Annotated in this window: 14 protein-coding genes and 1 pseudogene; 3 read left to right on the top strand and 12 right to left on the bottom strand. The window is 60.0% G+C overall.

Annotation, left to right across the window (positions count from 1 at the left end):
• Positions 1 to 196 precede the first annotated feature (196 nt).
• Positions 197 to 1,357, top strand: a complete 1,161-nt coding sequence (locus ACVW1C_RS04725) for a GNAT family N-acetyltransferase (RefSeq protein ID WP_456757392.1) — start codon at positions 197 to 199, stop codon at positions 1,355 to 1,357.
• 77 nt (positions 1,358 to 1,434) lie between these two features.
• On the opposite strand, the gene asnB (ACVW1C_RS04730) is transcribed toward ACVW1C_RS04725, so the two are convergent.
• The 5 genes and pseudogenes from asnB (ACVW1C_RS04730) to ACVW1C_RS04750 form a co-directional block, all read right to left on the bottom strand.
• Positions 1,435 to 3,102 (bottom strand): asparagine synthase B, encoded by a 1,668-nt coding sequence (gene asnB, locus ACVW1C_RS04730; RefSeq protein ID WP_456757393.1) that lies wholly within the window; start codon positions 3,100 to 3,102, stop codon positions 1,435 to 1,437.
• A 555-nt stretch (positions 3,103 to 3,657) separates the two neighbouring features.
• On the bottom strand, positions 3,658 to 5,082 hold the full coding sequence (locus tag ACVW1C_RS04735) for an HlyD family type I secretion periplasmic adaptor subunit (protein WP_456757394.1): 1,425 nt from the start codon (positions 5,080 to 5,082) through the stop codon (positions 3,658 to 3,660).
• A complete protein-coding gene (locus tag ACVW1C_RS04740) occupies positions 5,069 to 7,270 on the bottom strand; it encodes a type I secretion system permease/ATPase (RefSeq protein WP_456762997.1) in 2,202 nt (733 codons plus the stop codon). Before ACVW1C_RS04740 ends, ACVW1C_RS04735 begins: the two co-directional genes overlap by 14 nt.
• Before the next feature lie 234 nt (positions 7,271 to 7,504).
• A pseudogene (locus ACVW1C_RS04745) lies at positions 7,505 to 7,819 on the bottom strand (cysteine peptidase family C39 domain-containing protein); the annotation flags it as partial.
• Between the two features lie 497 nt (positions 7,820 to 8,316).
• The gene (locus ACVW1C_RS04750; RefSeq protein WP_456757395.1) at positions 8,317 to 10,134 is read right to left on the bottom strand and encodes a heparin lyase I family protein; all 1,818 of its coding nucleotides are present in this window, start codon (positions 10,132 to 10,134) and stop codon (positions 8,317 to 8,319) included.
• Positions 10,135 to 10,613: 479 nt separating this feature from the next.
• Here ACVW1C_RS04750 and ACVW1C_RS04755 point away from each other — a divergent pair, with 479 nt between their 5' ends.
• Together ACVW1C_RS04755 and asnB (ACVW1C_RS04760) are read left to right on the top strand one after the other, a co-directional pair.
• Positions 10,614 to 10,808 carry a hypothetical protein gene (locus ACVW1C_RS04755; RefSeq protein WP_456757396.1) on the top strand — a complete coding sequence of 65 codons (195 nt, stop codon included), beginning with the start codon at positions 10,614 to 10,616 and terminating at the stop codon, positions 10,806 to 10,808.
• A gap of 190 nt (positions 10,809 to 10,998) precedes the next feature.
• Positions 10,999 to 12,954, top strand: a complete 1,956-nt coding sequence (gene asnB, locus ACVW1C_RS04760) for an asparagine synthase (glutamine-hydrolyzing) (RefSeq protein ID WP_456757397.1) — start codon at positions 10,999 to 11,001, stop codon at positions 12,952 to 12,954.
• A gap of 93 nt (positions 12,955 to 13,047) precedes the next feature.
• Here asnB (ACVW1C_RS04760) and ACVW1C_RS04765 read toward each other — a convergent pair whose 3' ends face one another.
• From ACVW1C_RS04765 to ACVW1C_RS04795, 7 genes are all read right to left on the bottom strand, one after another.
• Entirely contained in the window at positions 13,048 to 14,199 is a 1,152-nt protein-coding gene (locus ACVW1C_RS04765; RefSeq protein ID WP_456757398.1) for a glycosyltransferase, read from the bottom strand.
• A 62-nt stretch (positions 14,200 to 14,261) separates the two neighbouring features.
• Positions 14,262 to 15,278, bottom strand: coding sequence for a polysaccharide deacetylase family protein (locus ACVW1C_RS04770; RefSeq protein ID WP_456757399.1), 1,017 nt, complete (start codon positions 15,276 to 15,278; stop codon positions 14,262 to 14,264).
• 88 nt (positions 15,279 to 15,366) lie between these two features.
• Positions 15,367 to 16,347, bottom strand: coding sequence for a glycosyltransferase (locus ACVW1C_RS04775; RefSeq protein WP_456757400.1), 981 nt, complete (start codon positions 16,345 to 16,347; stop codon positions 15,367 to 15,369).
• Positions 16,348 to 16,349: 2 nt separating this feature from the next.
• Positions 16,350 to 17,087 (bottom strand): acyltransferase, encoded by a 738-nt coding sequence (locus tag ACVW1C_RS04780; protein ID WP_456757401.1) that lies wholly within the window; start codon positions 17,085 to 17,087, stop codon positions 16,350 to 16,352.
• Between the two features lie 26 nt (positions 17,088 to 17,113).
• On the bottom strand, positions 17,114 to 18,277 hold the full coding sequence (locus ACVW1C_RS04785) for a DegT/DnrJ/EryC1/StrS family aminotransferase (protein WP_456757402.1): 1,164 nt from the start codon (positions 18,275 to 18,277) through the stop codon (positions 17,114 to 17,116).
• A gap of 42 nt (positions 18,278 to 18,319) precedes the next feature.
• Complete coding sequence (locus ACVW1C_RS04790) at positions 18,320 to 19,042, bottom strand: sugar transferase (RefSeq protein ID WP_456757403.1); 723 nt, start codon at positions 19,040 to 19,042, stop codon at positions 18,320 to 18,322.
• Positions 18,966 to 20,126, bottom strand: a complete 1,161-nt coding sequence (locus ACVW1C_RS04795; RefSeq protein WP_456757404.1) for a Gfo/Idh/MocA family protein — start codon at positions 20,124 to 20,126, stop codon at positions 18,966 to 18,968. Before ACVW1C_RS04795 ends, ACVW1C_RS04790 begins: the two co-directional genes overlap by 77 nt.
• Positions 20,127 to 20,676: the final 550 nt, after the last annotated feature.

The raw sequence follows: 20,676 nt of genomic DNA on the forward strand, positions 1-20,676 counted from the left end.
GGTCGAATTCCAGATATAGTACCGCCATCCGCCCGGCCGAGGCGATGGTCACAGACGCCCAATGGCGTGGCCGCCAGAAGGATTCGTGTGTGAGCAGGCCCGCCCGATCATGGGATTATGCGCGATCATTGCGGCAGGATCCTTGTTCTCTCATCAAAGCGCGCTTGCGGCCCTCTGGCGTTGAACAAGAATGAGCATGCCCGATGCCGTCACCGATGTCAGCCTGGAAGCCTTGGAGAGCATTGCCTGGCTTGAAACCGCGTGGAAGGAGCTCGAAGCTCGGGCCCCTCACTCGTTCTTCTTGTCCTGGCTCTGGATCGGCACGTGGCTACGGCATATTCCGGATGGCACGCAACCGCACGTCCTCGTAGCTCGGTCGTCAGGCAAGATCGTCGGGTTGGCTATCATTTGCCGGCGGAGAGCCTGGAGACTTGGGCCGTATGCGCGGGCACGTTGGCTGCTCAATGAATCCGGAGATAGCCGTTTCGACCGATTGTTCATCGAGTGCAATAGCATTCTTGCAGAGCAACCGGAGACCATTATTCCGGCAGGCCTCGACGCTTTGACGTCCCGCTTGCGCCGCGCGGATCAGCTGGTGCTCTCCGGAATTGATGCGGACCTCGAGTTGGCCGCCTGCCGCGCTGCGGGCAGGGCTGGGCTCGTTAGCGAGGTAAAACAGGCTGATACGGCCTTATGGGTTGATTTCGCGAAAGTACGTCAGCAAAAGAAGGATTATCGCGCCACATTGGGCCGCAGCACCCGCCAGGCCGTGAGCCGTGCCATGAGGTTGTACGCCGAACGCGGCCCCCTTGAATTCCGGATCATGGAAACGACGGCAGAGGCCCTGGCTGCGTTCGATTTGCTGAGCGACTTTCATCGGTCGCGATGGGGGCGCAAAGGCGCTTTCGCCAATCCGGGCTTCCGTCCGTTCCACGAGGAGTTGATCGCGCGCGGAGTTCCGACAGGAGCGGTCCGCATCTCACGGACGCTGGTTGGCGACCAGACGGTTGGGGTCGTGTACAATTTCGTGCATGACGGCCGTGTCCTGAACTACCAAAGCGGCTTTCTTTACGAGAGCGATAGCCGCATTAAGCCCGGGCTCGTAAGCCACGTGCTGGCTATTGAGGACAGCATTTCGCGCGGGGAAAGCGGCTACGACTTTCTGGCCGGTGGCGCTGGGCACAAGGCCCATCTTGCAAATAGCGAGTATGCCATGAAGTGGATCGCAATTGGCAGAGATGGTCCAGAACGCCACATCGAGGCCAAGCTCCGTGATGCGAAACGGACGCTGCGAACGATCGCTACGAACTTTCCAAAAAAGAAGCTGCGGCTCTTCGGTGCAGCGAATGCAAATTGAGATATTGGCCGCGGCCGGCTTCCGAACTGCCAGGCACATGGGAAGATCGCAGTCTGCTCCCGGTTCAGGCGTCCCGCTCACATGTTATCAATGGCCTGGATGTGTACGCCCTTCACTGCCCTTCCGGATGGATCATCCATACTCGCAAATTGCTGGGACCAGAGAAACGCGGTCGGGGTCGAACACGCGATCGAGGGACCGACGGGGACAGTCAGGCAAGAGGTCGGATTCTTGAAAATCCCGTCAAAGATGGTTCTATAGAAGTAGCCTTCTTTCGAAGTCGGCGTTTGCTTCGGAAAGCGCTTACCCGCTTCTGCGAACATCTGATCCGAGACTTTACCATCGGCATGATTCCTCAAGCACTCAATCCAGCTGTACCCCACTCCGTCCGAAAACTGCTCCTTCTGACGCCACAAAATCTCCCGCGGCAACAGGTCGGTAAAAGCTTCCCGCAATATGCCCTTCTCGATCTTCGCACCGGGGCACATTTTTTCGGCCGGGTCTATCGACATCGCGTAGTCCAGGAATTCCTTGTCCAGGAACGGCACGCGGGCTTCGACGCCCCAGGCAGCTGTCGCCTTGTTCGCGCGACAGCAATCGTATCTGCTCAGCGCAAAGAGCTTTCGAACAGTCTCCTCATGGAATTCTTCCGCTGAAGGGGCCATGTGGAAGTAGAGATAGCCACCGAAGACCTCGTCAGCGCCTTCTCCAGACAGCACCATCTTGATGCCCATTGCCTTGATCTTGCGCGCCATGAGGTACATCGGCGTGCCAGCACGAATGGTGGTGACATCGAAGGTTTCGAGGTGCCGGATGACATCGGGCAACGCGTCCAACCCCTCCTGCACCGTGAAAACAACTTCATGATGGACCGTGCCGATGTGAGCCGCCACCTTTCGCGCATACTTCATGTCGGGTGAATTTTCCAAACCGACGGAGAACGAGTGTAGTCTTGGCCACCAGGCCTCCTCAGTCTCTCCAGACTCGATCCGCTTGAAGCGGTGTCGTGCTGCGAGCGCCGCGATGAGCGAGGAATCGAGCCCACCAGAAATAAGTACCCCGTAAGGCACATCGCACATCATTTGCTGTTTGACTGCGGTCTCGAGTGAAGTCCGGAGTTCGTGCAGCGACACCTTCTTGGTTGGAAATGCATGCGCCCAGTCTGGATCATACCACCTGACGAATTCGCGGGCCTTGCCGTTATAGTAATGTCCCGCCGGAAACTCCTGGATCGTCTCGCATACCCCATCGAGAGCTTTCATTTCGCTGGCGACATAAGTGACGCCGTCGCCGCTCCATCCAATATAAAGCGGCACGATGCCGATGTGGTCCCGCGCGACGAAGAAATCACCGGTACGTTCGTCGAAGAGGGCAAACGCAAAAATGCCACTCAGCATTTTGCACAAATCTGGTCCGTACTCGTCGTAGAGATACAGGATAATCTCGCAGTCCGATTTCGTCTTCCAGGCGTGCGGCCGCTTCAGTGCGTCGCGCAAGGCGACATGATTGTAGATCTCTCCGTTCACAGCCAGCGCCCGGCCCGCGGTGACGTCGAGAAGGGGCTGGGCGCCGTGCTCCACGTCGACAATGGAAAGGCGTTCGTGCGCGAGCATCGCGCGTTCGCTGGAATAAATGCCACTCCAATCCGGGCCACGGTGCCTGACCGTCTTTGCCATCTCCAGTGCCCGGCTGCGCGCCGATTCAAACGATTCCGTGAATTCGAATATGCCAACGAAGCCGCACAAGGTGATTGACCCTTCCGCATGCTGGCCGATCTATCCCGCCGCGATCAGCGCCTGCATTGAACTGAAATGCCCAACAGTGGCATTGAATTCGCTAGCTGAACAGCGCACCATCCGAAGTAACCAGAATGCGTTGAGAGGCTGCCTGAAGGTAAGCGCCGTGTTGCGCCCTCAGAGCGGCAGCGAGATCGGTAGACGGTGGACGATGCCGACGGACGTCCCGGTGGAGCGCGGTGGCCCCGGCCTGGCGTAGAGATGGACAGCGGCGGATACCTCACGCCGTGTCCGCGTGTCAGGGGTGTCCGAACAGATCCAGTGATTGACGGGATGGTGGATGAGGCCCCGCCTCGATTGCCCGCCGACGAGAATGCCTGGTCGCTAGGCCGTTCAACCACGACCGCAAAGCTGTTGCCTCAGGGCCTTGCCACATCTGGGCGGCGATGCGCCGACCCGGATCGCGTCACCGGCGATCCGGGCCTTTCCACAACTTCCGCATTGGGCCCGCGTGGCGCCGGCTTGGTCCGGCGGCACAAGGCCTCGCCCAGCCAAGACGGCTTCTTACCGTTCCCGCAGCGCTTCCTGCTTGTACCTCGCCAGCGGCGAGAGCAGGTAGCTGATGATCCTGCGCGTACCGGTCTTGATCTCGACCGTCACCGCCATGCCCGGGCCGAGCTTGACGAGCTTGTCCTCCACTTGCATGTGTGTCCGGTCGAGCGAAACGCGCGCGGCATACTCCAGCTCCTGACCCTTCGGCTCGCTGCTGCTCGACGTGGCGCCCGACGGGTGGTCATTCGACCCCTGCGTCCGGTCGCGCGTAATGGCATCCGTCGACACGCTGAGCACGTCGCCGTGAAGCAGTCCGTAGCGCGTGAAGTTGAAGGTATCGATCTTGATCTCCGCCGCCTGCCCCGGATGGACGAATCCGATATCGCGGTTGGAGAGCATGGCCTCGATCTCGAGTTGGCTCTCGCTCGGAACCACCACTGCGAGCGCCTGAGCCGGGGTCACCACGCCGCCCACCGTATGGACTGCAAGCTGCTGCACGACCCCGTCGACTGGCGCGGTCAGGCGCTGGAGCTTCGTGCGCCGATCCGCCTTGATCACCTCTTGCGCCGCGCTCGCAGCCTTCTGCTCGGCCTTCGCAAGTGCGTCATAGGTCGCGCGGCGATACTCTGCGGTAGCCTTCTCCTTTGTTTCCTTCAGTAGCGCGATCGCCGCATCGGCTTCGCGCAGCCGGCTCTTCTGCAGCACAAGATCCTGCTGCATGGCGACCAGCTCCTGATACTCGGTTAGATAGACGACCTTAGAAGCCAGTGCCTTTTCGACGAGGCCCTTGCGGATATCGACCCTCTCCTGCAGCACGGGAATGGTTGCTTCCAGCTTGGCAACGCTCGCCGATGTCGTCTCTCGTTCCGCCTCCTTCTGCCCCTGCTGCCGCTCGATTTCGGAAAGCTTGGCATTTTGCTCGGCGCGCTCGCTAATCAGGAACTGGCGATGCATCTCGATCTCGGCGGCACTTGCGTTCGGCGGAGCACGGAACGCGGCGAGCGGATCGGCTGCAAGGGCGGCCCGTAATCGCGCTGCGTCGAGTTCGGCCGCAAGCAGATCGCTTTTCTGGCGCTCCTGGTCGGCCTCAGTCATCGTCGGGTCGAGCTCGATCAGAACGTCGCCGGCCTTCACGCTCTGGCCGTCACGGACCCGGATGGCACGGACGACCCCCGTCTCGAACGGCTGGATCAGCTTGGTACGGCCGCCGGGCACGATCTTGCCGGTCGCCGTAGCGACGATATCAACGCTGCCGAGCGTCGCCCACAGCAGCGCGATGCAGAACATCGCGATGATGCTCGCTCCGATCGCACGCCCGATCGGTGACGGCGGCGATTCGGCGATTTCGAGCGCCGCCGGCAGAAATGCAAGCTCGTGCTCCCGGCGCCGGAGTTCGCGTCTCGGAAACGGGACGATGTTGCGGCTAGCGGACGTCATGGATACCGGCCTGCAGATAATGAAGATTGGCGTAACGGCCGTTGGTTTGGATCAGCTCATCATGGCTGCCGTCCTCGACGATGCGGCCATGCTCGAGCGTGATGATCCGGTTGGCATTACGTACGGTCGACAACCGGTGAGCGATGACGATCACGGTCCGTCCGGCGGAAATCCGCCTCATGTTCTGCTGGATCGCGCGCTCACTTTCGTAGTCCAGCGCGCTGGTCGCCTCGTCGAAAATCAGGATGCGCGGATCGGTGATCAGCGCGCGCGCGATTGCGATACGCTGCCGTTGCCCGCCAGACAGGCTGCTACCGCGCTCGCCCACGATGGTGTCGTAACCCTCGGGCAGCTCCAGGATGAAGTCGTGCGCGCCGGCCAGCATTGCCGCTTCGATGACGCGTTCCATCGACATGGTCGGATCGGTCAGTGCGATGTTGTCCCGGATCGTGCAGTTGAACAGCACGTTTTCCTGCAGCACGACTCCGATCTGGCGCCGTAGCCAGCTCAGGTCGACCATTGCGAGATCGACGCCGTCGACCAGGACGCGTCCGCTTTCCGGAACATAGAGACGCTGGATCAGCTTGGTGATGGTGCTTTTGCCAGACCCGGACGAGCCGACGATGCCGATGACTTGGCCCGGCTCGATGCTGAAGGACACGTCATGCAGCACCTCGGGGCCGTCGATGCGATAGCGGAACGTCGCGTGCTCGAACCTCACCTGGCCGCGGATCGGCGGCAACGCAGCGCGAGAGGGAGTGAAGCTCGGCTCCGGAATGGTGTTGAGGATGTCGCCGAGACGATCGATCGACAGGCGAGCCTGGTGGAAGTCCTGCCAGACCTGCGCAAGCCGCAGCACCGGCGTGCTGACGCGCGCGGCCAGCATGTTGAACGCGACAAGTTCGCCGACGGTCAGGTCCCCACCAATTACCAGCCGCGCGCCGAAGTAAAGGGTCGCGGCGATGACCAGCTTGTTGATCATCTGAACTGCCTGGCTCGCCGTGTTGTTCAGGCTGAGCACGCGGAAGCTGGCGGCGACATAGCCGGCGAGCTGCTCCTCCCAGCGGCGTTGCATCTGCGGCTCGACCGCCATGGCCTTCAAGGTCTCGACGCCGGTGACGCTCTCGACCAGGAAGGCTTGGTTCTCTGAGCCGCGATTGAACTTCTCATCGAGGCGCGCGCGGAATAGCGGCGCGGCTCCCGCCGAGATGCCGATGTAGAATGGGAAGGACGCGAGCACGATCCAGGTCAACGTCGTCGAGTAGTAGAACATCACCACAAGGAAGATGACCGTGAAAAGAAGGTCGATGACCAGCGTGAGCGCCGAACTCGTCAGGAACTGGCGGATATTCTCCAGCTCCCGGACGCGTGCCACCGAATCCCCGACGCGGCGCGTCTGGAAATAGGCGATCGGCAGAGCCATGAGATGGCGAAACAGCCTGGCACCGAGTTCGACATCGATACGGTTCGTCGTATGCGCAAACAGATAGACGCGCAGCGTCTCGAGAATGGCTTCGAACACAGTCAGCACGACAAGGCCGATGACCAGAACGTCGAGTGTGCTCACGCTTCGATGCACGAGCACCTTGTCGATGACCACCTGGAAGAACAACGGTGAGACCACGGCGAAGATCTGGAGGAAGAACGATGCCGCCAACACCTCGCTCAGCAGGCGGCGATACTTTTGCATGGCGCCGACGAACCAGGCGATATCGAAGCGTCGCGCGAGATCGGTCAGGCTGGCGCGCCGGGCCATTAGAATGAGGCCACCATCCCAGATGGCCTCGAGCTGGGCCTGGGTAAGTGTTTCGGGGCGCGGAGACAGTGGGCGCTGAACGAGAAGCTTGCCGTCGATGAGCTTGCCGAGAATCAGGAAGCTGCCGTCGCGCAACAGTGCAATTCCCGGCAGTGGCGTGACTGCAAGCCTGTCCCAGCTGGTCCTCTGCACCCTTGCCTTGAGCCCGAATTCCTTTGCACAGCGCAAGATTTCAGTAACGCCGAGGCGCGCCGCGCCCACCCGGTGGTGGATTTGGGCGGGGTCGGCAGCAATTCCATGGCAGCGCAGCAAGATCGCGAGCGCAATGAGCCCGGATTCGTCGACGTCATCGGGAGCGGCGCTCGCAGCCGGGGACCCGACATCCTCCGACTCGTTCGCAACATCGCCGGAGGCGGCAAAACGCGCCCGCATCAGGATGTCGGGCGCCTTCGTCAAGAAGGCATCGCGGGCCTTTGCCAAGCCGTCGCGGATAAGCATCGTCAGACCACTGGCGTGGCGCATCAGGCAGGCACCCAGATCAACTCCTCGGGTGCGAATATCGGCAACCGCATGACGTGCGCGATGTGCGAGGCTCTGTGAGCCGGGCGAGATCAAACCGCCATCCCAGATCGCTTCGAATTCCGCACGCGTCATCCGCCGCGGATGCGACGAGGCCGGGTGCAGCACAAGCGCCACCTGGTCCTCAATTTTTCCCAGAAGCAGAAATCCGCCGTCACGCAGCGACGCGATGCCAGGCAGCTGGATGCCCGCCAGCCGCGGCCAATCCATCGTCGTCGCACGGACTCTGACCCCGAATTCGCGCGCGCAACGAAGCATTGCGCGGATGCCTATCGCACCATCTCCGCAGCGACCGCGGAGCTGATCGGGTTCAGTGTTCACGCCATGAAGGCGCAGGAACAGAGCCAGCGCTCGAAACCCTAGATCTGGAGTTGCGTGGGCATTTCCGTTCTGGATCGCCATTTCGTTACTCTACCCTTCGCGGCTACCGCCTGCGTTTGTGGTCCTTTGCATGCACATGGAATTCCAATGACGCCTATCCGAGGATACGCGACATACACGTGCTTACAGCCAAAACGGCGCAAGCAGTCATCAGAGCGTTAGGGCCTCGAACCGCGAGGAGATTTCAGCGCGACGGGATATTGAAATTGCCCCCCGACTGGCTGAGCAGGTTGGTTAACGAGCAAAAATGGCGAAAAAACTTTCGAATTGTGGATTTATACACATGCAAGTTGTGCCCGGAAACTGACCTAAACTCAGGCGTTTTACGCTCGCAACGAAGTATCGAATCAGAATTCTTACGGCGATTGTCCGTCAATCGGCGGCAGCCGGCAACCCTCCGTTGTGGATTGGTTTTTCAACCTCCCCTTCGCGGCTGCTGGCCGACCACTTTGCCGCTCGGCGTCCAAAAAGTTGACGGTGCCGCACCCGGGCGCAAGGTGCCCGGGTGCGGCAGTACGTTAGTGGTGCGGCTTCGTCAGGAACGCATTCTGCACCCAAGCGGCGCCATTCGAAATGGCTGCCGCGATCTGCCCCCCGTCGACCCGACCAGAGCCACCCGCCAGATACTGGTTCAGCAGCGCGAAGCTATGGCTCGCATGGGACCCTTTGGCCGTATCGTAATTCGCCAAGGAGGTGGTCTGCGGCACGGTAGCTGCCAGCGTGCTGCTGCCCGACCCAAGGTGATGGTGCAGCCCTTGGTCCTGGTTCGTCGTGCTCCCTGAGGTTGCGGACGGCCGAGGATCCGTGACGGTGATGGTCTGCGGCGTCGCCGTCGTCACAGCCCCCGTCACCGGGTCAGTCGCGCTCGCGGTCAGGGTAAGGGTCGCGACCGGATGGGCATTGCCCCGGTAGTACGATGTCAGCGTCAATCCGCTGGCGACCTGCGCAGAGCTCAGCGTGATGTTGCCTCCCCTGAACGTTGTGCCATCGCCGGTCGTGATCGTCTCATATTTCGGCAGGCCTTTGATGTTCAGGCTGACTTTATCGTTGGGATCGGTCGTGGACAGCGTTGTCCCCAGGTCGACGTGACCGCCTCTGCCGGCGACCCATAGCGAGCTGTCCGCGACGGAGAGCACCGGCGTAGTCACTGTCGGCGTCGACGGAGTTGTCGGCGTGGTTGGCGTCGTCGGTGTGGTTGGCTGCGTCGGCATGATGGGCGTGTTCGAGATCTGGAGACCGGAGAATGTCTTCACCGCGCCCGAGAGATTGGCGGCAAGCCCCCCGGAATCCGTGATGCTCACGCCGCTCGCGAGATTGACCCCGGTGATGGCGAGCGCCGAGGTGTTCGTATTAGTCGACGCGACCGTCGTCTGGAAGGTGAGCGTATTTGTCCCGGAGCCACCAACATAGGTGGCGCTGGCACCATCATTGAGCGACAGCGTCGGCTTACCCGTGACGGTCACGGCCTCGCTCAAGGTGAGGGTCAACGTGACGACATCGCCGACATGCTCGGTTCCGGTCCCCGGCGAAGCGGCGACCTGCGTGACCGTCGGCGCGACGTTCGGGGTAGTGGGCGTGGTCGGTGTGGTCGGCTGCGTCGGTGTCGTCGGCTGCGTCGACGTCGCCGCCGCCCCCGTCAACAGCGTCATGTTTCGGTAATCGACGGCAACGGTCTCGGGCGCCGACGACCGATAGATTCCGTATTCCCAATTGGTCGCCTGCCCATAACCCAAGGGGCCGCTGTAATTCACGACCTGTGTCCCGTTGATCGAGACCTTCAAATACCCGCCACCGGTGTTCGAAACGTCGGCCTGTATTTGAATGTTGTTGTAGACGCCCGTCTGGATCGGATTGGGATCAGTCCAGAGCGTGAGCATCTGCACGTTGCCAGCCCCGTTGCTCGGGTTCTGACCCGGCTGGACGTATCTGGCGACAATCTGCAGATGATTGCCAACAAGCTGGATCGCGAACGGCGGCGACGTGCCCACTCCGCTCGACCAGTCATCATTGTGCATTTGTCCGACGATGAACCAGCCATCTGCGGTATTCACAAATGACCCATTTGGGCCATTCGGCTCCACCATGAACTGATAGTTCAGGGCGATGGGAGTGCCGCCGGGAATGTTGTTAACGCCTGAAACCTCCGAGCGATCGACAGATGAGCTATCGTACCAGGCATAATCACCCTGCTTGACTTCGAAGCGCAGAGTCTGCGGGTCGGGATTGGTCAGGCTGTAGCTCGTGCTCGCATCCTGAACGCCGTAGCTGTCGCCACCGATCGAGAACCTCGTCATCGGTGCGGAAGAAAATGATGTGATTGTCCCGGTTGTATCCAATTCAGGCCTCCGTGGGTCGCAGAGATGCTTCTCTTTGACGCTTACAAGGGAATTTACGGCCGCGCATCGCGAAGGCGCGCGACATACCACGCGCTCGCAACGCCTTGCGCCACGAGCGGATTCCGATGCATCGCAGGATCAACTGCGAGCACATTCCGATGCAGTGCGAATCGCCCATCCCCAACTGCTGGGTCGGTGGTTAATCAGGGAGTATGGCAAAAAAGAGTTACTCAGCATGGCGATAGTTTGAAGCGGCCAACCGGCGGCGCCCGCGGCATGTGCTTGCCGTTGCGCTTGAATTCAACCTGGTCGCCGCACGAGGAGCAAAGAAGTTCTCCACTGATATTGCCAATGAGGCGCTCCCCATCGTGAGCGCTCCCAGATCTGGCTGAATGCAGCCCTTCTTGCACATGGCCGCAGGTGACCGAGCTTGCCGATGCAAAGTGTCAGCGTCCTGCGCAGCTTTGGATTCTCTTCGGATGAGTAAGCTGTCAATTCCGAAGCTGGTGAAGGCCGAGACACAGGTCGCTCACATCAAGCAATTGACGACCAGGATGGTGACCAGATCCGAATGGTCGGGCGCTCCAGCAGCCCGCCGCAGTCAACCGCCTCTTGCATCGGCAACGCTCCGCATCGTCACAGGAAAGACAGGCATGAAGGGAACGACCAAGTAGTCCTGGCACGCATGCCGCCGGGGCCGCTTACTGGCCCGAGTGCTGAACTTCAGCAACTCGACTCCCCCTGCTGGTTGAACGCCGCAGTCGCGACGGCGCGTGATGCGCGCGCCGTACTCGCGAGCAAGTCGAGAGGACATGATGACGCAATCTCCAAGGATTAACCCGCTTGCCCCATTGAGGGACATCCGTGGCCACAGCATTGTTCGGAAACAAGAAGCTGGCAGGAGCCATGTGCGGGATTTTTGGCTGGGCACTTCGGGGAACGCACCGGCAAGATTACGAGACTCTTGTCCGCCTCACCAACCTCATGAAGCACAGGGGCCCCGACGGCGCGGGCTACTGGCAAGGCGATACTGCCGGCGGGTGCCATCAGGTCAGCTTGGGGCATAGGCGTCTCTCGATCATCGATCTCGAGGGCGGAGCCCAGCCGATGTGGAGCGCTGATGGCTCGATCGGGCTCGTTTTCAACGGAGAGATCTATAACTACATTGAGCTGCGCGAGGAACTCGTCTCCCTGGGACATGCTTTTCGCACGTCCTCCGATACGGAAGTGCTGATCGAAGCCTACCGGGCTTGGGGACTGGACTCGATCAGGCGGTTCCGTGGCATGTTCGCGTTCGGACTATGGGATGCGAGGGCCCAACAGCTTGTTCTCGCGCGCGACCCGTTCGGCAAGAAGCCGCTGTTCATAGCCGAGCACGCAGGTCTTTTGTTCGCGTCGGAAATCGAGCCCCTGCTCAAGTTCCCAGGCATGGATACCCGGATCGACCCCCACGCCGTCGGGCACTATCTCCTCAATCGATATGTCCCCGGCCCCAGGACATTCTTTCAAACCGTGCGTAAGCTTCCCCCGGGCTGCCACCTGGTGTGGCGCGAAGGACGCACAAACATCACCCGGTATTTCATACCACCGTTGGCATCGGCAGAGCCTGATATTACGGACTTTGACGAAGCAGTCCGGATGTTCGAGGCGACATTCGATGATGCCGTACGAATTCGCATGCGGAGTGACGTCGCGTTTGGCGCCTACTTGTCTGGCGGCATCGATTCGTCCGCGGTTGTAGCCGCTATGGTCCGCCATAGCCCTGAGCGCGTGCGCACCTTTTCAGTTGGCTTTCGTGAAGCCGGCTACTCCGAGCTCGATCACGCCCGCACCATAGCTCGTCAATTCGACACCAATCACGAGGAGATCGTGCTGGAGCCGCACGACTTCCTGAAAAGTTGGCCGACCGCTGTGCTGCGTCGCGGCGCCCCTGCGGCCGAACCGGCCGATATTCCAGTTATGATGCTGTCGCATATGGCGGCGAGCAAGGTGAAGATGGTCCTTACCGGAGAAGGAGCAGACGAACTTTTGGGCGGCTATCCCAAGCATCGAGCCGAGTTGTGGATCGAGCTTTACCAACGACTGGTTCCGCAGACCATTCATGATCGCATCATATCACCCGCAATGCGTGCACTCCCATACGATATGCGTCGCGCCAAGATCCTGTCTACTGCAGCGGGCGAGCGGGATTGGCCGAGCCGGATGCAACTCTGGTTTGGCGGAGTCTCCCTCAACGAACGGGATCGCATCATCGGACGCCCCCTGCCTGTAACGCCGCCAGATTCCCATCCGTTCTCGATGGCCGTCGGGTCGAACGTCCGGCGCACGCTGTTCTTCGATCAGACGTCGTGGCTACCCGACAACCTTCTTGAACGTGCTGACCGAATGATGATGGCAGGTTCAATTGAGGGCAGGATGCCATTCATGGACACCAGTCTCGCCAAGCTTGTGGCGCGGTTTCCGGACAATTTCCTGGTCGGTCGGAGCGGCGGCAAGTCAGTATTGCGAGCAGCGATGCAGCACACTCTTCCACCGGGGACGCTGACGCGCAAGAAAATCGGATTTCGCGTGCCAATCGAGGAGTGGTTTCGCGGTCCCCATCGCGAATTCATCTCCGATTTGTTAGTTTGCGACGGTGCGCGTGTGGCATCCTTCTGCGACAGGGATGTCTTGAGGCAGTTGGTCAACGAGCATCTCGCCCGCCGTCAAAACCACGAAAAGGTGCTTTGGTCACTGGCCAACCTGGAGTTGTTCTTGCGAGCCTTCAAGCCGTCAAGCCTGGAAACTCTATCGAGGTATTCTGTTCCGGAACCGATTTGAACGCCCACGGCTCGACCGCCTGCCGCAACCAACACTCTTCCCTTTCAGCAAACTCCAATCGTACGTCATGTTGCCAGGAATGAGATCGAACGATCAATCGACCATATCGCTCGTGGTCGCGCCTTGCCATGTCGGCCGCGCGCCCCTGCGCGCCACCTTCCGATAAAGGCAGAGATATGCATCGCACATCGCATCCAGTGAGAATGCTGTTTCGACGCGCCGACGTCCTGCGGCACCAAAACGATCGGCGAGTTCAGCATTGTCGAGGAGCTTGAGCACGCGATCGGTCAAAGCGCCGGCGTCATGGCTCGGCACAAGAAATCCGGTCTGGCCCTCCAAAACCAATTCGGAAGTACCGCCATCGTCTGTTGCCACCACTGGCTTACCCAACGCCATGTACTCGGTTATCGCGTTGGATATCCCCTCCCCGTGCAAATCGCTATTGGTGGTGAGAACGCCGACAGTGAAGAGATTGGCAATGCTCTCTATGTCATTCCGCCGCCCCAGAAGCTTTATGCGCGGCAAAAGTTCAGTCGGGATGCTATCGCGCACCTGCTCCAGCGTTTCACCGCTACCGATAGCCAGAAACGTTACATCCTCCCTAAGACGACAAATGCGGCATGCCATCTCCACGAACGTCGCATAGTCCTTTCTCGGCGTGAAGTTAGCGACCATCCCGACAATGTGAGGCGTCGCAATCCCCAGAACGGTGCGAAGTTCTGTCTCATTCTTTAAGTTCGAGACCCTTTCAGGACTGAACCCGTTGTAGATGCAGAGACCTTTGCGCTCGGGAATACCATAGGCAGCCAACCCCGCCCGCGAATTCGCAACAACGACGTCCGAAAATGGGATCGTCAGCTTGCCTCTCCGGTACGCATCATTCCACAGTGTCATCTGCGAGGGCGCATCCCGCACAAACCCATTTACGAACGCCGTACCGCATACTTTCGCAACCGGCGCTGCATAGACAGAGCACATCGAGCCCCACGAGTGGATGACATCTATTTTCAGGTTCGTAACCAGTTCGTATAAGCTCCTGAAGATGCGCAGATCCCTTTTGCCTCTCCGATTGAGCTGAATGACTTGCGCGTGTTCCCGGTCAATTTCGAGGCGAACCTCGTCCTTGTCCATAACAGCGACGAATGACCTTACGTCACGGTGAGCGGCAAGTCCTTTCAGCAATTCGACGATTTGTCGTTCTTTTCCTCCCGGGCCAAGACGTTCGATAACGTGCAATATGCGCATCTCAACGCCCTCCCGAGTGAACTGATGCAGCCCAGCTCGCAGTGAATGGTTCGGCGTTACATTCAACGTTGGGACCCCAACAGCATGTGAGCTGCCGATTGAATGCCGCTAATGCGCGCCTCGAATCTGGCTGTCGTATCGAATGGCCCCCCAACGCCGATACGAGGAAGCGCAAAATGATCTGGTTTGAGATCAGACAGTTGCCCATGCCGGGTTGTCACCGCGGTTGAAAAGCCGATGTCCTTTGCAAGGCCGGCTTCCCTGGGGCCGCATGCCTTGGAGTCACCGTAAGGGTAAGCAAAGTGCTGAACCGGAAGCTGCAGCAACTGCTCCAGATAGCGCCGGTTATCTGCCATTTCGGCCCGTGCGGCCTCACTATCAAGGCACGATAAGGCGGCATGCGATTCGGTGTGCCCGCCGATTGACACGAGAGGATGCCGCGCCAGATCTTGAAGCTCGCGCTCATCCAGAAAGTATGCCTCATTCAAGGCCGACAATGACACGTCTGCCTTCCTGAACGTTGGAGCAAGCGTTGCGATCCGGTGATAATCCTGATGAATCCACTCAGTTACCTCGTTCAAGCCGGCGATCTTTTCGCGCAGCCGGCGGCATTGAAATCGCCTGTCCATCGCATCGATCGTTACCGTGTCGCCAGCGCGAAACATTTCGCGCAAACCCAGCCACCACGCCTGCAATGTCCGCTTGGGAGCGCCGGTGGGAACGTAGATCGTGAACGGAGCGTTGTACCGCTCGAGGATTGGAAGCGCGGTCGCGACATTGTCCCGGTAGCCGTCGTCAAAGGTAAGCGCCGCATAGCGGCCGCCCGTCCCGGAATTCGACGCCAATCGCTCGAGAGATGCCGCCAGACTCACAATCTGCCAGCCTTCTTGCCGCAGCCAATTGAGCGAATATTCAAAGAGGCCGACTGAAGTCCCGGTCATCAATTCCGAGCGGCCATCCTGCTGGATCTCATGGAACATCAGGATAGCCGCGCGGCCAGCAAGGATCTTGCGGAGGGCCGGCATCAGGCCAGACCAACGGGCAATTTCGATGACGCTGTTCGTGAGGAGCTGCTTCACCTTAGCTCACCGTAAGAACCATGACCGCATGCCTCCGCCGGCCGAAGCGATGATCCCGGCGACGACGTTTTCTCCGCGAAGCGCATTGCTATCGTCCGCTCCGTAGCAAACGCCTGCCTACCGTACTTGCCCTGAAGTTCGACAGGACGTCAGCATATACTCCGACGATTCGTTCCACGGTGAGCGCCTGGTCGTATCTCGCCACTGCCGCCCGCCCCTGAAATTCGCCGTTCAGCGACCAATCAAAGGCCTCTTGAAGGCTGCGCGCAAGCGTGCCGGCGTCCGGCGGACATATCCACGTCCCCGCGATGCCGTTCAACTGTTCACGGACGTCGCCGACATTGGTCGACACCGCCGGAAGATTGCACGCGAGAGCTTCTTTGATGGAGGTCGGCGACCCCTCATAATCCGAGCTCAGAAGCAGGGCGTTTGCCGCGCTGTAATACCAGGGCATCTCCTCGTTCGGCACATTGATGACCGTCATCAACTGCGCGTCGACGCCCTCCTGCACCAGTCGGTCGACTGACGCTCTCGCCAGATCATATCGCTTCTCAGGGCGTGTCGGATCAAACGGAAACAGGACGACGAATTTATCGTTGGGCCATTGCAGCCGTGCTCGCGCTTCGTTGCGGTCGTACGGCTTGAATATGTCGAGGTTGACCCCACAGGGAATCACGGTTCCGGGAATCCACTTCCGCATCTCCTCTGACACGACGATAATCGCATCGGCGAAATGCGACACTAATCGCGTAGACAGCCTCTCAAGGATATTCCCAAGTACGTCGGTCCCGTGCAACGTGATGACGAGCGGCGCCCGCAACCGAAACATTGCGGGATAGGCCGAATATCCGTAGTGCGCATGGACGATGTCGTATGTCGTCACGCCAGTCATTCGCATGACATCAAAGGTGCCCTTCAGATAGTTCAGCTTCGACTGGGACCCGACAATATTGATCACGTCGACCGTATGGCCGAACCGGCGCAGCTGCTCTACCTGCTGGTACACGAAGGCCCCGGACCCTGGTCGCTCCGGGCTCGGATACATATTGGTGACACAGAGAATCCTCACGATTACTCCCTTGAGGCTTCGGCAGTGCCGCCGGCGCCGTTGAGCTTTTGTCGAATTTCCGCAGGGACGCCCGTCACGAGCGTGTTGTCAGGCACGTCCTTCGTCACCACCGCGCCGGCGCCGACGATCGCGCCAATACCGATTCTGACACCCGGCAGCAGGTTGGCTCCCACGCCGATCGCCGCGCCGCGCGCGATGGTGGGCCCGAGCATCGGCGAGCCATCGTAGCCGTTCCGGCCGATCGCGTTGTCGTTCGAAGTGCCGACGCAGCCCGATATGAACACGTCGTCTTCGATCGTCATATTGCCGGCCAGCCAGGTATGATCCTGGACACGGACGCGATCGCCAATACGCGTATTGTAATTGACCGTAACGTAACGTCCGACAACCGTCTTCGAGCCGATCCGCGATTGTTCACGGATCGAGGCGCCATCACCGATCAAGGTACCCGCGCCGAGCGAGACGTCGTAGAAAATGACCGCATGCGGTCCAATTGAACAATCGGCACCGATATCGATCCATGCCTCAAATTGCGGAGCCCGCGACAACGCGCCGGCGCCCTTGGGTACCTTTCCGATATAGGCTCCTGGGAAGATCTCGACATTGTCCCCTATTCTCACGCCACTCTCGATCACGACATGCGGATGAATGACTACCCTGTTCCCGATCGCAACATCGGGCCGCACCACGGCGAACTCAGCGATCGTCACGCTCGCACCGATCGCCTCGGTCTCGACCACCGCCCGTGCACTAATTCGGTTCATCGTCACACCTTCCCGCCGTCGGCGTGCATCGCGACGGGCTTCCGCTGCAGTTCCTGGTGGCTTTCGCGCTCCGCAACAGCACGGACAATCGCGGCGATACCGCGCACCTGTTCGCGCGTGAGCTCCGGGAACATGGGTAGTGACAATGATCGAGCGGCCATCGCTTCGCAGAACGGCAAATCGCCCTGCTTGTAGCCGAGATAGGCAAACGCAGGCTGGAGATGCAACGGCAACGGATAGTGGATTCCGCTCGCCACGCCGACCTCGTCGAGCCTCTTGCGCATTGCGTCCCGCTCGTTCGTGGAGATCACGTACAAATGGTAGACGTGCGTGGATCCCGTTCGGACGAAAGGCGTCTTGATGCCTGAGTGTCTCAACTCCGCGGTGTACCACTCCGCGGCACGCCGCCGATGGTCGTTCCACTCATCCAGGCGTCGGAGCTTGACCTGGAGGATTGCGGCCTGGAGAGCATCGAGCCGGCTGTTGAACCCGACCTCGGCGTGGTTGTAATGGGTGGTTCGTCCGTGGTCGCGCAACCGTTCGATCCGCTCGACGATCGCTGCACTGTTGGTGGTGACCGCTCCTCCATCGCCATATGCACCCAGGTTCTTCCCCGGATAAAACGAAAAGCAGGCGACATCGCCGAGCGCCCCGGTTCGGATCCCCTGATACTCCGCTCCATGCGCCTGGGCCGCGTCTTCAATCACGAAGAGGCCGCGCCGTCGTGCGATGTCCTTGATTGGGCCCATGTCAGCCGGCTGGCCAAAGAGGTGGACCGCAACGATCGCCTTGGTGCGGCTTGTCAGGGCCCGTTCGATCATCCTCGGATCGATCGTGTGGGTATCGGGATCGATATCGACGAATACCGGCTGCGCTCCTGCCGCCACGATCGCCGCAGCGGTGGCGATGAAAGTATGGGCGGTTGTAATCACCTCGTCACCAGGACCAACACCCAACGCCCGCAGCGCCAGATGAATCGCGTCCGTGCCGCTCGCCACACCGCGCGCATAGGGCACCTGGCAATAGGCGGCAAAATCTCTTTCGAACGAAGCAACCGCCTCGCCGCCGATGAACTGCGTGGATTCGAGAACGCCTCGAATCGCCTCGGTCACCTCATCCTTCAGCGTCGCATATTGTGCCTTGAGATCTACGAACGGAATTTTCATTTTTCAAACCTCACCAGATTCCATATCCATTGCCCGACAACCTCATCGAGCACCGTGACCCCGCAGCACCGCGGGAACCGTTAGGGCAATCAGCTTCAGGTCGGTCCACAAGGTCCAGTTCATTGCATACTCGACGTCCATCTCGAGCATCGCGTCCGGGCCCAGGCGACCCCGTCCGCGAACCTGACAAAGTCCGGTAATGCCGGGCTTCACGATATGACGTTGATGATGCCAGTCGCGAAAGTACTCGAGTTCATAAGGTATCGCGGGCCGCGGACCGACGATGCTCATTTCGCCGCGCAATACGTTGAAGAGTTGCGGCAGCTCGTCGACACTTGTTCTCCGCAGCACCCGCCCCACGCGCGTCACGCGAGGATCATCTGTCAGCTTGTATGGGGCATCAGGGTCGTTCGAGAGAACCTCCTTCGCCCAAACCCTGCGAATAGCGTCGCGATGCACGTTTTCGTCAGCCTGGTGACGAAGCGTCCGGAACTTGAAGCAATTGAATGGCTTCTCATCTCGTCCGACCCGGCGCTGGCAAAAGATCGCCGGCCCGGGACTGTCGAGGCGGATCGCGACCCACACCGCGACGAGGAACGGGGCCAGCAAGAGGATCGCGGTGACGCTCACAGCGATGTCAAGCACCCGCTTAACGAATTCCCGCGGGCTCGCCTTCCATCGCAAGGCTTCATCTAACGACAATTTCGGCAGCCCCGGCCGACGCGTTCCGCCGCAGAAACGCCGGTTGATGTGTTCCGTTGCCACGGTGCTCCTGGTTGAGCCGTAGACACTCCGATGCAGCTTCGAGCGCTTCGACGACGCGCAGGCCATGCGCCCCGTTCGCAACGGGCTGCGTCCCGGTCTTGATTGCGTTGACGAAGTCGAGCAACTCGAGCTTCAGCGGCTCGCTGCTGGATATTGCGGGGATATGAACGTCGCCATGATGATAGGCCGACTGGAAGTCGGCGTATGAATCGCCGTTGATCCGCGGCCTGAAGCGCTTCTGGTAAACGCGAACCTTCTCGGACGGCTCCACGTCGTCGAACACCAGCATCGCATCGCTTCCGACGACCGTGATCTGGCGCACCTTGACGGGGTCCAACCAGGAAACATGCACATGGGCGGTCGGCCCGCTCTTGAAGCCCAACTTGGCGTAAACGACATCCTCGACATCCGGCAGAACGTGCGCGCAACCCCAAGCGCCGATGTTGTGCGCAACCTCCTCTAGCAGGAAGAAGATGATCGAGAGGTCATGCGGCGCCAAGTCCCACAGGACATTGGCATCGGGCCGGTAGAGACCAAGATTCAGGCGCCGCGAATCGATGTAGTAGAGCTCGCCGAGAGAGCCGCTTCGGATCATCTGGCGCATGACACCCACCGCCGGATGGTACTCGAACGTGTGCCCGACCATCAGCACGCGCTTCCGTTCTTCGGCTATTGCAATCAGCTCGCGGCAATGCGCGCTCGTCATGGCCAACGGCTTCTCGACGAGCGTGTGCTTTCCGGCCTGGAGCGCTGCCCGCGCCAGCTCAAAGTGGGTCACGGCGGGGGTGGCGATAATCACCCCGTCGACGGACGAGCTATTCAGGATCGCATCGAAATCACGCGAAACAGCGACAGAGGGATACTGTGATTTGACATACTCCAGTCTGTCAGACCGCATGTCGGCGGCCATCGACACCCTTGCGCCGATATCGTGGCCAACACGTATGTGTTTTGCGCCCCAGTAGCCGCAACCGATGACAGCGAGCGATGGACCGGCCTTTGCGTTCTCAATTTCCGCGCCGCCGGTCTTGTTCTGAGTATCAATTATGCCGGGAACGAATTTGGAATATAGTTGTTTCGACATGTTTGCCACAATCACGCCAGAGGAAAGCAATGGTGAAATATCAGTATCCTCACGAGCACGGTTATCTCGCCATGTTGGCTCCCTAATCGAAGGCCTTAGCGTGCGTCGAATTAGGATAGCCGGTTGGGCGCGCGCGCCGCTGTAGAACACGGATTATGACTCACGCCCATCGGGGGTACCCCCGCCCTTGCGTGGGCAGCCCACAAGCTTCGCACGCAGCGCAATAGCCGGACCTGGCGCGTCCAAGAGCTTGGCATCATGTTGGAATCAATCACTTTTTTAGTTGCAATATTGGTTGGCACGCTCGGGCGGACAACAGCACGCGGTCGTCTTCGCATCACGCCCCCGCGAATGCCTCGCGTCGGCAATTCGTTTGCGGCAACCCGACGCGCCGCGTCGCCCGACGCAGCGCCCTCGCAGAATGTTAGTGCCGCCAATCCAGGCTTACGCCGGCCGCGGGATTTACAAATCCCTGACTGCGTGAGGCCCAATCTGATTTCGATAAGCCTGCCGTATCGCATACCGCAGATTGGTTAGGCCAGGACCACCA

It is taken from the genome of Bradyrhizobium sp. USDA 4011, from assembly GCF_054063415.1.